15 protein-coding genes are annotated in these 12,400 nt (G+C 45.0%); 9 read left to right on the top strand and 6 right to left on the bottom strand.

Translation table 11 applies throughout. The features are described 5' to 3' along the window. Positions 1-130: 130 nt before the first annotated feature. From ASD40_RS03195 to ASD40_RS03180, 4 genes are all read left to right on the top strand, one after another. Complete coding sequence (locus tag ASD40_RS03195; protein WP_057301893.1) at positions 131-367, top strand: hypothetical protein; 237 nt, start codon at positions 131-133, stop codon at positions 365-367. A gap of 125 nt (positions 368-492) precedes the next feature. Further along, entirely contained in the window at positions 493-687 is a 195-nt protein-coding gene (locus ASD40_RS03190) for a hypothetical protein (RefSeq protein WP_235549146.1), read from the top strand. Between the two features lie 180 nt (positions 688-867). Then, complete coding sequence (locus ASD40_RS03185; protein ID WP_056830839.1) at positions 868-1,179, top strand: DUF1806 family protein; 312 nt, start codon at positions 868-870, stop codon at positions 1,177-1,179. Beyond that, positions 1,176-1,880: a PIG-L family deacetylase gene (locus ASD40_RS03180; RefSeq protein ID WP_057301891.1), complete on the top strand. Its 705-nt coding sequence runs from the start codon at positions 1,176-1,178 to the stop codon at positions 1,878-1,880. The genes ASD40_RS03185 and ASD40_RS03180 overlap by 4 nt, the downstream gene beginning before the upstream one ends. A gap of 13 nt (positions 1,881-1,893) precedes the next feature. On the opposite strand, the gene ASD40_RS03175 is transcribed toward ASD40_RS03180, so the two are convergent. After that, a complete protein-coding gene (locus ASD40_RS03175) occupies positions 1,894-3,054 on the bottom strand; it encodes an acyl-CoA dehydrogenase family protein (RefSeq protein WP_057301890.1) in 1,161 nt (386 codons plus the stop codon). A 435-nt stretch (positions 3,055-3,489) separates the two neighbouring features. Between ASD40_RS03175 and cysD the strand changes: the two genes are divergently transcribed. The 4 genes from cysD (at position 3,490) to ASD40_RS03150 (ending at position 9,020) form a co-directional block, all read left to right on the top strand. After that, positions 3,490-4,413: a sulfate adenylyltransferase subunit CysD gene (gene cysD / locus ASD40_RS03165; RefSeq protein WP_268795864.1), complete on the top strand. Its 924-nt coding sequence runs from the start codon at positions 3,490-3,492 to the stop codon at positions 4,411-4,413. A gap of 1 nt (position 4,414) precedes the next feature. Further along, positions 4,415-6,154: a GTP-binding protein gene (locus ASD40_RS03160; protein ID WP_063870703.1), complete on the top strand. Its 1,740-nt coding sequence runs from the start codon at positions 4,415-4,417 to the stop codon at positions 6,152-6,154. Positions 6,155-6,372: 218 nt separating this feature from the next. Further along, a complete protein-coding gene (locus ASD40_RS03155) occupies positions 6,373-7,812 on the top strand; it encodes a patatin-like phospholipase family protein (RefSeq protein WP_057301888.1) in 1,440 nt (479 codons plus the stop codon). Between the two features lie 383 nt (positions 7,813-8,195). Then, positions 8,196-9,020: a hypothetical protein gene (locus tag ASD40_RS03150; RefSeq protein ID WP_057301887.1), complete on the top strand. Its 825-nt coding sequence runs from the start codon at positions 8,196-8,198 to the stop codon at positions 9,018-9,020. Positions 9,021-9,259: 239 nt separating this feature from the next. Here ASD40_RS03150 and ASD40_RS03145 read toward each other — a convergent pair whose 3' ends face one another. Then, positions 9,260-9,484 carry a hypothetical protein gene (locus ASD40_RS03145; protein WP_057301886.1) on the bottom strand — a complete coding sequence of 75 codons (225 nt, stop codon included), beginning with the start codon at positions 9,482-9,484 and terminating at the stop codon, positions 9,260-9,262. A 24-nt stretch (positions 9,485-9,508) separates the two neighbouring features. Then, on the bottom strand, positions 9,509-9,646 hold the full coding sequence (locus tag ASD40_RS36980; protein WP_156389879.1) for a hypothetical protein: 138 nt from the start codon (positions 9,644-9,646) through the stop codon (positions 9,509-9,511). A gap of 220 nt (positions 9,647-9,866) precedes the next feature. Between ASD40_RS36980 and ASD40_RS03140 the strand changes: the two genes are divergently transcribed. Continuing rightward, the gene (locus ASD40_RS03140) at positions 9,867-10,343 is read left to right on the top strand and encodes a GNAT family N-acetyltransferase (RefSeq protein WP_057301885.1); all 477 of its coding nucleotides are present in this window, start codon (positions 9,867-9,869) and stop codon (positions 10,341-10,343) included. Between the two features lie 100 nt (positions 10,344-10,443). Here the strand turns inward: ASD40_RS03140 and ASD40_RS03135 are convergent, their stop codons facing one another. From ASD40_RS03135 to ASD40_RS03125, 3 genes are all read right to left on the bottom strand, one after another. Beyond that, complete coding sequence (locus ASD40_RS03135) at positions 10,444-11,442, bottom strand: type I glyceraldehyde-3-phosphate dehydrogenase (RefSeq protein WP_057301884.1); 999 nt, start codon at positions 11,440-11,442, stop codon at positions 10,444-10,446. Between the two features lie 89 nt (positions 11,443-11,531). Next, positions 11,532-11,759, bottom strand: coding sequence for a DUF896 domain-containing protein (locus ASD40_RS03130; protein WP_057301883.1), 228 nt, complete (start codon positions 11,757-11,759; stop codon positions 11,532-11,534). Between the two features lie 45 nt (positions 11,760-11,804). Then, positions 11,805-12,374, bottom strand: a complete 570-nt coding sequence (locus ASD40_RS03125; protein ID WP_057301882.1) for an FAD-dependent oxidoreductase — start codon at positions 12,372-12,374, stop codon at positions 11,805-11,807. Positions 12,375-12,400: the final 26 nt, after the last annotated feature.

Here is a 12,400-nt window from a genome sequence, read left to right as displayed (position 1 = left end):
ATCTCCTTATTGCTGATGGGGCCAATTTTGCTTATTTAGGCGGACTTGCATTTACGAGCGATGCGCTTCCCATCTTAAACCCGGAGCACTGCATTTATGATGCTCTCTCCCTTATGAAGGAGGAGATAAGTTGAAAAAAATAATTTGGATGTCAGTTCTACTGATTGGCTCCTTGGCATTTGTAGAAGCATTACTATTCCTAGTACTGAAGCTTACAGAACCTTCCGTGGGAAATATGCCAACAGGTTTAGCAGCCGAAGCTTTAAAACTCCATTATGGAATCAAGGCACAAATTTTGGTTCCAATTGTTGGAGTTATAGGAACGCCATTAGTAATGTATTTGGTACACGTCATAAAAAAGAAATAAATATATGGCATTGGTTTTTGTCGTGCTGGTTATCGGCAGTATCATATTACTCGGTCATGGACTTCTTGATTCTATGGCCTTTTTTGTGCGGTTTTGGGGATTGGGTTGGAGTAGGGATAAAAGAAATGACAGTTGTAGAAGAATATGATAATCCAATGAAAACTTGGGAAGGTTATAAGCTTCACCATAAGGAAAATCCTGAGCGTGAATTTTATGTTTTTCATACCAGTAAAGAAGAAATTGAAGTTATTGAGGAATATTTCACAGGAATACGAAAATGGGTATTACAAGGGAACCATATGGCTTTGATGGAATATTAGGAATAGATTTTATGACCGAAATGGGTTCGAAGGTCAACTTCAAAAAAATGAATATTGAATATGATTAGACCCTGTCTTTAGGATAGGGTTATTTCGTTTGAATAATAGGCTAAAAGATGCTATTTTGTGATTACGATTATGTAGCAATTTAAATCCATTCAGAAAAGAGAGCCAAGGACGATGATCAAAATAATCAGGTCGAAAGTAGAAGCCGAGCTTCAGGCCTTCGTCGGGACTGACGCTTATATCCACAGCGAAGCGACGTCATTTGTCTTCGTTCGCAATTTCAAAGTCAAGGTTACCCATGTCTTTATAGCGGGGGAAGGCCCTTTTCGTGCCGCTCTACGATTCGATGGGCATGGCTGGCTGCGAATGGAGGCGCTCACGCATTATGAGGTAGATGGGAATGGTCGTCTTTTGCTGGCTGGCTATGATGACAGAGGTCGGATGAATGTTGCTCTGCACTTGGGAAAGGAGCCGTTTCCAGAATGAACAAAATCGATAAAGCCAAAAAGCTGCTCGCAGTGTTTGCCCATCCTGACGACGAGTCGTTTATTTGTGGAGGTACTCTCGCCAAATATGCCAATGAGGGGGTGGACATTACGCTGGTGAGCGCCACGCGGGGTGAAATGGGACGCCGCATGGGCAATCCACCTTATCTCAACCGGGAATCAATGGCGGCTGCGCGCGAAATGGAACTGCGGCAGGCCTGCGAGAGCCTGGGCATCCAGCAGCTCCAATTTTTGGATATACGTGATAAAACAGTTGAGTTTGTCGATGAGGATAGCCTGACAGCACGGATTGCGGCTCTCATTAACGAAGTAGATCCCGATGTCGTGCTTACGTTTCACGAAACGCTGGGTGGACATCCAGATCATTGCGCAATTGGAAAAGCGACGACGGCCGCTTTTGGGCGAATAGGGCATCGGGGCGCTTTATATTTCATTACGTTCGGAGACGCGATGGAGCGTCCGGAGCGGTACGGGTATTCACGTAAGGATGTCATCAAAGTCGACGTACATATTCATCTGGAAGCAAAGCTCGCCGCGTTTCGGGCCCACCGCTGCCAGACCGAAATCGACGAATGGGTATGGCTGCCCGACCAAGAGGCGCTGACGAGATTCGGCAGATATGAATACTTTTTGAAGGCGGATAGGGAGGCTCCGACGCGGGTTCTCGATGATTTGTTTTAGCGTCTCTCTCGGATCACAAGGGTGTCTCGGCTAAAGCGGCTTTAGCCAAGGTATGAAGCACTGTATTATCCATTGGCGGATTATGCAAGCCTGCACGAACATCCCGGTAATACCGTTCCAAAGGCCGATTGCGGGATAAACTCGCGGCACCGACAATTCTCATCGCCAAGTCCACGATTTTGATGGCGTTGTTGGTGGCAACATACTTGGCCAAGCCGAGCTCTGGTTTCAACGCGGGTCGGTTTTCCTTCTCCCGATCCCAGCGATCCGCCACCGCATAAAGGAGCGAGCGTGCGGTACGCAATTCGATTTCCATCTCTCCGATCGACTGCTGGACGGAAGGGAGTGCGGCGATCGGTTCGTTCATATGGTTGGGTCGATAGGAGCGGGCAAATTCAAGGGCGTAATCACGTGCCGCCAAGGCAATGCCCATGTAACAGGCCGGAATATGCAGAAGCCAGCCGCCCCCATCATCCATGCCATTACCGGAGAGCCTCATATCTTTGTCCACAAAAACGCCATCCAGCACCACATCGTGGCTTCCGGTCGCGCGCATCCCGAGTGTATCCCAGGTTTCCACCAAGGTCACCCGGTCCGTCCGGTGAATCAGGAAGTCGGCCGTACAGTCTTCATCCGGGATATACGCCGATACCACAAAACGATCGAGGATCGGTGAAAGCGTACTAAACGTTTTGCGTCCCGTAATCCGCCATCCGCCGTCCGTGGGGACCGCTGTCGTTTCGGGCTTTCCGCCCCGGCTGGGACTACCGGATGCTGCTTCGCTAGCGAAGGTGTTGATCATCGTCCCGTCGCTCACGACGGAACGGCACAAATCGGCAAATATAGCCTCCGGCCATTTCCGGGTTGTCCCGAGATGAAGGATCTGACCGACATGCCAGCCAACGGCCAATGCAGTCGATCCGTCTCCGTAAGCTAGCCTCTCCTGCAGCAAGACGAGGGCATAAAGCGAGAGTCCATTCCCGCCGAATTCTTGAGGGACGGTTATCTTTAAGTACCCGGCCTCGCGCAGGTCTGCGAAATTCTCAAATGGAAACGATCCCTCTTGGTCGTGCCGCGTGGCCCTCCCTGCAAAATGGGCAGCCAGCTCCTCTGCTTTTCTGACCCAAGCCCGCTCTTCCTCGTTGCGAATATATTGATCAATGACTCGATTCATCTATTACACACTCCTTTTCTTACTTATTATATCAGCTGTCGTATAACGAGTTATAACAGTCTCTATCAAACAGAGGGGTTTTTATTGTGAAGAGACTTTAATTTATTTCGAGTAGAATGTTTAATGTTCGCATGGAAAAATGAACAGGGGTTTGACTCCATGCTTTTGTTACATTACGAGCTCTTCAAAGTAATCCTTATCGATCCAATCCCTTTTTCAAACGTGAAGAACCCACTGTTCAGGCGAGACAAAGTGTCACACAGTGATTATTGCGACAAAAAAGTCACAGTCTCAGAAAAAGTCCGACAGAATTCGACCGAAATAACAGAAATCTTAAGTTTTTCACTTTCTTCCACTTTGCATGAAAGCCAGAATCTGATAGGATATAAAGAAAGACGATAGTTTTAGTAAGAATTAAAAGGAGGCACCTTTTCCATGGAAAAAATGATGCTTGATTCTATAGATGAAATGACGCATCTGGATCAACTTGAGGCTGAAGCGATTTATATTATTCGAGAAGTAGCGGCGGAATGTGAGAATCCCGTGATGCTGTATTCGATCGGTAAGGATAGTTCTGTGATGCTGCATCTGGCGCTGAAAGCTTTTTATCCGGAGAAGCCGCCATTTTCTTTTATGCATATTGATACAACGTGGAAGTTCAAAGAAATGATTGAATTCCGTGATCGTAAAGCCAAAGAATTCGGAATTAACATGATTGTTCACTCCAATCAGGAAGGGATTGATCAAGGGATCAACCCGTTCGATCATGGTTCCGCGTATACGGATATTATGAAAACCCAAGCTCTGAAAGAAGGATTGGACAAATACGGATTTACGGCTGCGTTCGGCGGCGGAAGACGTGACGAGGAGAAGTCGCGTGCGAAGGAGCGGATTTTCTCTTTCCGGAATAAGAATCATGCCTGGGATCCGAAAAACCAACGTCCGGAAATGTGGAAACTTTTCAACACAAGAATCAATAAGGGCGAAAGTATCCGCGTTTTCCCAATATCCAACTGGACGGAAAAAGATATCTGGCAATACATTCGCAGAGAAAACATTGATATTGTGCCTCTCTATTTTGCCAAAGAAAGACCTGTACTCGAACGCGATGGACATCTCATCATGGTGGACGATGATCGCTTGAAGCTCGAGCCTCATGAGAAAATTGAAATGAAGAAGATGCGTTTCCGTACATTAGGATGCTATCCGCTTACAGGGGGAGCTGAGTCGGAGGCGGATACGATAGATGCCATTATTGAAGAAACGCTTGGTGCGGTCTCATCCGAACGGACAACGCGGGTAATTGACCAAGAAGCGGCGGGAAGCATGGAAAGACGTAAACGGGAGGGTTATTTCTAAAATGAAAAGTCTGCTTAAATTTATTACTTGCGGAAGTGTAGACGACGGAAAATCCACCTTAATTGGACATATGCTTTATGAGGCCAAGCTTTTATTCGCCGACCAGGAAAGAGCGTTAGAGCTGGATAGCAGACTGGGCAGCCGCGGCGGCAAAATTGACTATTCTTTGCTTCTAGATGGGTTACTGGCGGAGCGTGAACAAGGGATTACGATTGATGTGGCTTATCGGTATTTTACGACGGACCACCGTTCGTTCATCGTAGCAGACACACCTGGACACGAAGAATATACCCGTAACATGGCCGTAGGCGCATCTTTTGCGGATCTGGCTATCATTCTTGTGGACGCAAAGAAAGGGGTTATTACCCAAACGAAGCGCCACACTCGCATTTGCGCACTTATGGGCATTAAACATCTTGTTTTAGCTGTGAATAAAATGGATTTAGTCGGTTTTGATCCTAAGATATTTAATGCGATCAAACAAGAATTCTTGCAATTGACTGCTGAGTTTCACTTTGAAAGCATTCAGGTGATCCCTGTTTCTGCCACAGAAGGGGATAACATTACGAAGAAATCGCCAAATACCCCCTGGTACGAAGGCCTTGCCTTGCTGCCATATTTGGAAAATGTGGACGTTCATCAGAGCGACAGCACGAAACCATTTATGATGCCGATTCAGCGTGTATGCCGTCCGGATCATACATTCCGTGGTTTCCAAGGCCAAATCGAGGCTGGGCGTATCGCGGTTGGCGATGAGCTGACAACGTTGCCTAGTCATGAGAAGGCGAAAGTCAAACGGATTCTCGTGGGAGACCAAGATCGCGATTATGCCTATGCTGGACAGCCTGTAACCATTCAATTGGATCGGGAAGTCGATGTTTCGCGGGGTTGTGTATTCACAAAGGATAGTCAAATCCAAGAGGCGAATAGCTTCTCAGCTACGATTCTTTGGATGGATGATTCTGTGCTGACGCCAGGCAAAAACTATCTGGTCAAAGTAGGAACGAAGGTTCTGCCAGGTACCGTAACGGCCATTACGCATAAAATCGAAATTAATACGGGAAAAACAGTTCCAACGGATCATATCGTCAAAAATGAATTGGCAACATGTGAGTTTTCCTTATCTGACAATATCGTAATTGATTCTTTTGAACAAAATAAAAGCATTGGCGGATTTATTCTGATCGATCGTGTCACCAATATGACATCTGCCTGTGGAGTGATTGAGCAAATCCGTCAAGGCTCCGACAATTCTGTACAGCTAGATACGGAAATCACCAGAGATGTTCGTGCTCAGCAAAAAGGTCAGAATCCGTTGACCCTTTGGTTCACTGGTTCGCTTTCAGATCAATTGGTCCTTGCGAAAGAAGTCGAAAAACGTTTGGTATCGACAGGCCACCATACTATGTTACTCAAGAATGGCCACGGAGAATCGTTGCAACGATTAGCAGAAGTTGCTAAATTGATGAACGATGCTGGACTTATTGCATTGGTATCGAATGATTCCCCGAACGTTAACGACCGAGAAACAGCGCGAGACATCATTGGCCAAGAATATATTGAAGTTTATGTAAACGGACCGCTTTCAGGCAGCTCGAGCACGAATGAAACACCTGAGAACTCGGTAATCGAAATCGATATAAGCAAGTATTCGATCCAAGAAGCTGCAAATTATGTAGTGAAACGAATTATCAAATATTTAATCAATGAGAGTAGTCGTGGACAATTCCTTAATTTCTAATGCTTAAACGAATCGACGTAACGAAATAGTCTTTGAAAATTAGTATCCCTACATCACCGAAACGGCTAAGGAAATAGCGGACAGCAAGCTGGATAACCAAGCAAGCCTGGAAGAAGCATTTCCGACGTCGGTGAATGATCAAATAACCGATTAACAGCAGGCACCTCCGTGGTGCCTTTTTTGTAGTTGCAGACTAACGAGCGGGAGAGTGAACGAATATGATTGGGTTGGCCTTATCCGGCGGCGGTTACCGGGCGTCCTTGTTTCATCTCGGTGTAATGGCCCGACTGGCCGATGAAGGGTTGTTGAAGGAGGTGCATGCTATATCTACTGTTTCCGGCGGTTCGATTGTGGGTGCCTTTTATTACAAGATGCTGTGCGAGGAGCTTCGGAACGATCGGCCGTTGACTGACCAGGACTACCGGGACCTGATGCAACGGGTTATCCGGGAGTTTGTTGCTGTTGTTCAGGAAGATCTGCGTAATCGCGTAGTCATCACCGGCGGCATCTCGCGCTTGGTTCCGGAGCCGATCCTGAAGCGACTGCTATGGCTGGTTCATAAGGTAGTGCCTGCTCTGAACCCGGCGGTCATCCTCGACTCCAAGCTGGAGCAGGGAATGAGAGCCCTTATGTTTCAGACGACCGTTCTGCGTGACCTGATGGACTCCCCTGTCCATCCCGAGAACAGGAAGCCAGAGCTGATCCTGAATACCTCCATTCTGGAGAATGGACAGCCTCTATTTATCTCTACGAACCCGACCAGCTTACTATGGCGGCAGAATGAGCGCAATCATGCGATTCGCGCTGATGAGATGTTAAATCTACCCGTATCCAAGGCGGTGGCGGCCTCCGCTTGCGTCCCCGGTCTCTTCAACCCCATTACTATTCCGTTCGGGGATCGTATGGTGCATGGGGTGGATGGAGGGGTATTGGACAATCTTGGCGGCCATGCCATTCAGCTGCTTTGGCAAGAGGGGATGTCAGTTCTGCTCAGCGATGCGTCCAAGCCGCTTCGTATTGAGAATTATGTGGAAGTCGATTCGGTTGAGTCGTTCTTTCGCATTCAGGACCTTTTCATGAGTGCCATTCGTGACCTTCGGATCGAGGGGACGGATGATACCATTGTGGATATGCGAAAAGAGATCCCCGGCATTGATCCGACGGTGCGTACGCTGGCGGTGACGATGAGGACCGATCTGAACGCGTTCTCCGAGGTGGAGGCGTACTCGCTGATGTACGTCGGTTACTGCGCTAGCGGACAACAAATGGACAAGCTGCAGGGAGAAAGCACTGGTGAAAGGGCATCGGCGAAGAAGGTCGGGGAGGACTGGCCCTTCATGTCCATACGTTCTTATGTGCAGAAGCCGACGCCGGAGTATTTGGTGTTGATGGGTCAGAAATCGAAGAAGCGTTTCTCGGTGCCGAACCTAACGTTGTCTCATGCGGTCAGCTTGAGCTATCTGCTGCTATATTTGGCGGTGTTTATCTACATATGGGTCCATCACGGAGTGTATGAAGCTATCTGGTATGTTGGATTTATTCCGGTTCTTCTCGTATCGCTCGGAGGTGTTTTGTTTCTTCAGCGGCACGTTGCCAAAGGCAAGCGCAAAGGGACGATGGCATCTTTGAAAGAACAGTCTGACTTCGTAAATGCTTGATTAGCACCAGGGTGAGGTGACATACTAATACCTTTACTACGCCATAGAATCCTACAGGCAAACAGCTCTTAATGAACTAGATGGTATACTGGCTTATCAAGAAGAGCTTTTTGGAAAATAAGATTAAAGGTTTAGAAGCTGATTGTCAGCTGATTCAAAAAGATAGTAATACATAGTAAAGGAACCCCATCTTAAGGCAGATGGGGTTCCTTTTAGCTTACAAAAAAAATGCCCGAAGGCAGTCAATTATTTGGATATATAGAAAGTCTTATGAAAGGTGTTTATCCCAAGCGGGAAAAGTTACGTATTCACATAACTTCGAAATTCCACATATAAAAATAGGTGAATCACGCTTATAGATCTTTCATAATGGGGAGAAGTCCATGATTTTAATCGAAGGTACCAGCAAAATAGCCTTTGAAGAAGGTATGCTGTCTGAGTTAGAACTAACCATTTATCAAAAGAAGCAGAACAGCCCTATTGAGTATCGGTATGATTCCGTCTATACCCTGTTGTTTGAACTGCACATGCGAACGCAGATTATGGAGTCCGCGAAGGAGCTGAGTAAAGCTGGTGTCTATTTTGCAGATTTCAAAAAAACGCTATGTAACCCGATGTATTGGCACTTAACTAATCAAGGGAGGTTCCAGCTGAATAGCGGTTGTGTTCCACAAGATGCGATACGGGATATATTTACAAATGGGAGCTCCTACGCATTCGAATGCTCAATGGCTGTCGTCGTCGTCTTGTACAAAGCCCTATTAGAATCCATAGATCCTAGACAATTCGATATATTGTTTGCGGACCTTTTATTATTTGATTGGCATTCCAACAGCAAATTGCACCTAATCGACCGGACATCTAATGAGGAAGCTGTGATTGGTGATGTGCTCTATTTTGAGAACCCCGACTTTGTACCTTCGGTACCCTGGTGGAAAGGAGAAAACGTCGTCCTGCTGGAAAATGACATTTTTTATGGACATGGACATGGCCTCGGAATTACTTCTGGGGAACAAGTCATTAAAATCCTGAATGAAAACAGAATGATTGGCAGTACAAAATCAGCATTTTTGGCAGATCGTTATGTTCATCCGGATTTCTCCTACTTCGCAGAATTTCAACATCGTTTACGGGAGAAACCCATTATTGCAAAAGTAGGAGATTGGATTTATGTTCGAAAAAGCTGTATTTTTAATAAAATATGTTAAATAAGCCCGATTTATATAGACATATACCCAATTTACGAAACCTTGCATATGATGACGTATGCCTACTTCAGAAAGGGGAAAGAAAATGACAAATCGGAATTTATCAACCGAGGATAACCTCCCTATGTATCAAGGTGCAACAAGGATGGAGACCTACCAACCTGCTCCACAAGCTCCGATATTGACGGAGACCTACCATCCAGTTCAACAAGCGCCGACATTTACGGGAGATAACCTCCCTATCTATCAGCAGCCTTCAGCAGCACCGGGAGCGCATTATCCAATGCATCCACATCACGAACATGCTCATTATACACAGCCTCACCATACTTACCATCCGCATCATCATTCCGCCTATCACCCACACCACCATCTTGCCTATCATCCCATGCATCATCTTGCTTACCATCCCATGCATCATCTTGCTTACCATCCGATGCATCACCACGTTGCCTACTACCCACATCATCATTACATGCATCATCATCCTATGCATCATCTTCAACACCATACTCAGCATCCTCATCATACACAACATCACCACCATACCGGGCAAACCCATCATCATCATCAACACCAACCGCATCATATGCCTTCACAATCACACTAATGCGGTCACCGACCACCCACTATAAGCAGCCTACTAACTTGTTCATTGACCCGCATACGAGGTGCATATAAATAAATATTAAAACAAAAACCTAAAAGCTGTTGCTTCTAGGTTTTCTTGCGTTCACTCGAACATATACATGATTAGCTATAGTTAACACTATTAACCAACATAAAGGATGTGATGTAGAAGTATGTTATACTTCCGTTAGCAACATTGTGAAAAGGAGATTTATAATGCCTACGATTACGAAAAGACCATTCGACCAAGAGTTCCAAACGATATTAAGTGAATTGCAATACAGCTATCATGCAGGGGAATTGAGTAAGAAGGAAAGCTCGGAATTGCCTAATGATGTATATCTCATTGAAGTTGAAAATACGATGGTGGGGTATGCCGTGGTTTGGGAATACACGAGTGCGAAACAGCTAATTCAGAAAGCGGAGAAAGATTATTTTAACGATGATGAAAAATACTTAGAACAAGACTTCTATATTGATATCAAGAACAAAACAGATTATGTATTTATAGAAGCTTTGGATGTACTGAAAGAGTTTGAACGGAAGGGCTATGCAGCTTTCTTCATGGATTGGCTTAAACTGAAATACCCTAATAAGAAAATGTATGTTTATTCATTAGAAAAGTCACGTAATTTTTGGTATAAGCAGGGCTTTGAGGTTGTGGGTCATACAGTATGGATGTCGTATAATTAATTGCTTTTGTTCAAGGATTGAAGAGGGGGGATCATTGAGGTAATAAAGGATCACCTCTCTTAAACGGAGAGGTGATCCTACTTATTTAACGGTAGCGATTTTACTTATTAACTAGAAAAGCAGCAACTTCTGCTAATCGCGAAGCGTAACCCCATTCATTGTCGTACCAAGTTGCAACGGATAGGATCTCACCCTGCAGTTGGGTTAAAGGAAGGTCAATGATGGAGGAATGGGGGTCGCCTACGATACGAGATGATGCCCATTCACCTTCCAGAACATCAAGAACTCCCTTTAGTTGACCATCTTTGGCAGCACTGCGGAAAATATCATTTACCTGCTGTACTGTACATGGTTTTTCCGTTACAAGGTTTAATTCAGCAATACTTCCGGTGCGCGTTGGAATCCGGTAGGCCTTTCCGGTAATCTGTAAATCATTCCAGATAAATTTAAGGGCTCTTGCAGCTCCTGATGAAGAAGGAATGATATTCTCAGCTGCAGCCCACGAATCCCGGCGATCCTTCATAGGCTGATCCGTTAGCGACTGGGTGTTCGTGTAAGAATGGACGGTGGAGAAGAGACCGTACTTAATCCCGAAGTTTTCTTTTACTATTTTGACCACTGGAGCTAATGCGTTGGTCGTACAACTCGCCATACTAATAATTTTATGCTTATCTGGATCAAAGCTATCCAAATTTATCCCTTTTAGCAATACAGCATCACAATCTTCAAGGCTCTTGCTAGGCCCACTAACTAATACTCTATTTGCCCCGCGATCCAAATGGACCTGAGCAACAGCTCGGGTGACAGCTCGGCCAGTACAGTCAATTACCAGATCTACATCTAATTCTTTCCAATTAGGGACTTCTTTTGAAGAATCGATAAACTGAATTTCGCGTCCACCGATTACCATACTACCTTCTTGGGCCGATACGGCTTCGTGCCAGCGCTTATAGTTGGTATCAACTTCAAACAGAGCGGCAAGTGTTGCTGCGTCTTTAATATCAGAGATGGACGTGGGAACAAATAGTTGATCCTGTAAAGCTACTCTTAATAATTGTCTGCCAATACGCCCAAATCCAAATATTCCTATTTTGCCCATGGTATAACCTCCATTGAATGATAAATATGAATTCCTTACGAGTACGCCTCAATTTTAGCACATTTTGGTTCCTATCACTCAGGAAGCAATTATTTTGCAGCAATTTTGGCCTGTTCTTCTTTTAATTTTTCGGGGGTAACATTATCTCCATTCGGGTCAATAATTGTAGAATTCAAGAGCAAGCTATCTATTGAACCACGAAATATTTGAAGATATTCTTTACGCAGATTGGCTTGTTCTGTTTTTTCAATCTCAGTTAATCCGATTTCTTTTTCTTTTCTTGAAAGTACATTAATTTTATTTAAAATGGTAAGCATAGTGAACCACTCCTTTTATATGATTTGTGTAAAGTTGGTCAATTTTTATTCAGAAGTTTTTAAAATATCATGATCAACGTATCTTTCCCCATTTATTTGGCTAATGACATTTATCGCCACTCTAGCTCCGTCACCAGCAGTGATGATGGCATGGACGCTAACGCCAGCTGCTGTACCTGCCGCCCAAATACCATCCAAACTTGTTTGGCCATTTGTATCAACATCAATGACCGTCTTAATTCGCGGTTCGGTTGCTGGTTTGGTTTTCAAGCCCAAATGTTCCGCAAGCTCTGTTAAAGCTCCTGTTGCAATAATGATATATTTAGCTTCATATTGTCCGATATTGGTTTCAATGCGAAAACCTTCATCTAGTTTAACGATATTTTGAACCTTCTCTTCCTGTAATGCAGCGCCAAATTTAACTGCCTGTTTCATTCCAATATCAATAAGATCAGGGCCGGAAATTGCTTCAATACCATAATAATTCTCAAGCCACGCTCTTTTTGTCATGCTCTTATCATTATGGATGAGTAAAGTATTCTTTCCTGCTTTTGCTGCAAACAATGCTGCACTTGCTCCGGCTGGACCTGCGCCAATCACTGCGATATCGTACATATCAACAACTCCTTCGAATGTGTAAA

Source organism: Paenibacillus sp. Root444D2 (assembly GCF_001426375.1).
Classification (GTDB): Bacteria; Bacillota; Bacilli; order Paenibacillales; family NBRC-103111; genus Paenibacillus_E.
Note: the sequence above shows the minus strand (reverse complement) of the source record. Positions and strands in the feature narration are given on the sequence as shown.

Excerpts from the sequence above, each read along its gene's own strand:
- ASD40_RS03190 (WP_235549146.1), top strand. The coding sequence starts at position 493 with ATGACAGTTGTAGAAGAATATGATAATCCAATGAAAACTTGGGAAGGT.
- ASD40_RS03185 (WP_056830839.1), top strand. The coding sequence starts at position 868 with ATGATCAAAATAATCAGGTCGAAAGTAGAAGCCGAGCTTCAGGCCTTC.
- ASD40_RS03180 (WP_057301891.1), top strand. The coding sequence starts at position 1,176 with ATGAACAAAATCGATAAAGCCAAAAAGCTGCTCGCAGTGTTTGCCCAT.
- ASD40_RS03175 (WP_057301890.1), bottom strand. The coding sequence starts at position 3,054 with ATGAATCGAGTCATTGATCAATATATTCGCAACGAGGAAGAGCGGGCT.
- cysD (WP_268795864.1), top strand. The coding sequence starts at position 3,490 with ATGGAAAAAATGATGCTTGATTCTATAGATGAAATGACGCATCTGGAT.
- ASD40_RS03160 (WP_063870703.1), top strand. The coding sequence starts at position 4,415 with ATGAAAAGTCTGCTTAAATTTATTACTTGCGGAAGTGTAGACGACGGA.
- ASD40_RS03155 (WP_057301888.1), top strand. The coding sequence starts at position 6,373 with ATGATTGGGTTGGCCTTATCCGGCGGCGGTTACCGGGCGTCCTTGTTT.
- ASD40_RS03150 (WP_057301887.1), top strand. The coding sequence starts at position 8,196 with ATGATTTTAATCGAAGGTACCAGCAAAATAGCCTTTGAAGAAGGTATG.
- ASD40_RS03140 (WP_057301885.1), top strand. The coding sequence starts at position 9,867 with ATGCCTACGATTACGAAAAGACCATTCGACCAAGAGTTCCAAACGATA.
- ASD40_RS03135 (WP_057301884.1), bottom strand. The coding sequence starts at position 11,442 with ATGGGCAAAATAGGAATATTTGGATTTGGGCGTATTGGCAGACAATTA.
- ASD40_RS03130 (WP_057301883.1), bottom strand. The coding sequence starts at position 11,759 with ATGCTTACCATTTTAAATAAAATTAATGTACTTTCAAGAAAAGAAAAA.
- ASD40_RS03125 (WP_057301882.1), bottom strand. The coding sequence starts at position 12,374 with ATGTACGATATCGCAGTGATTGGCGCAGGTCCAGCCGGAGCAAGTGCA.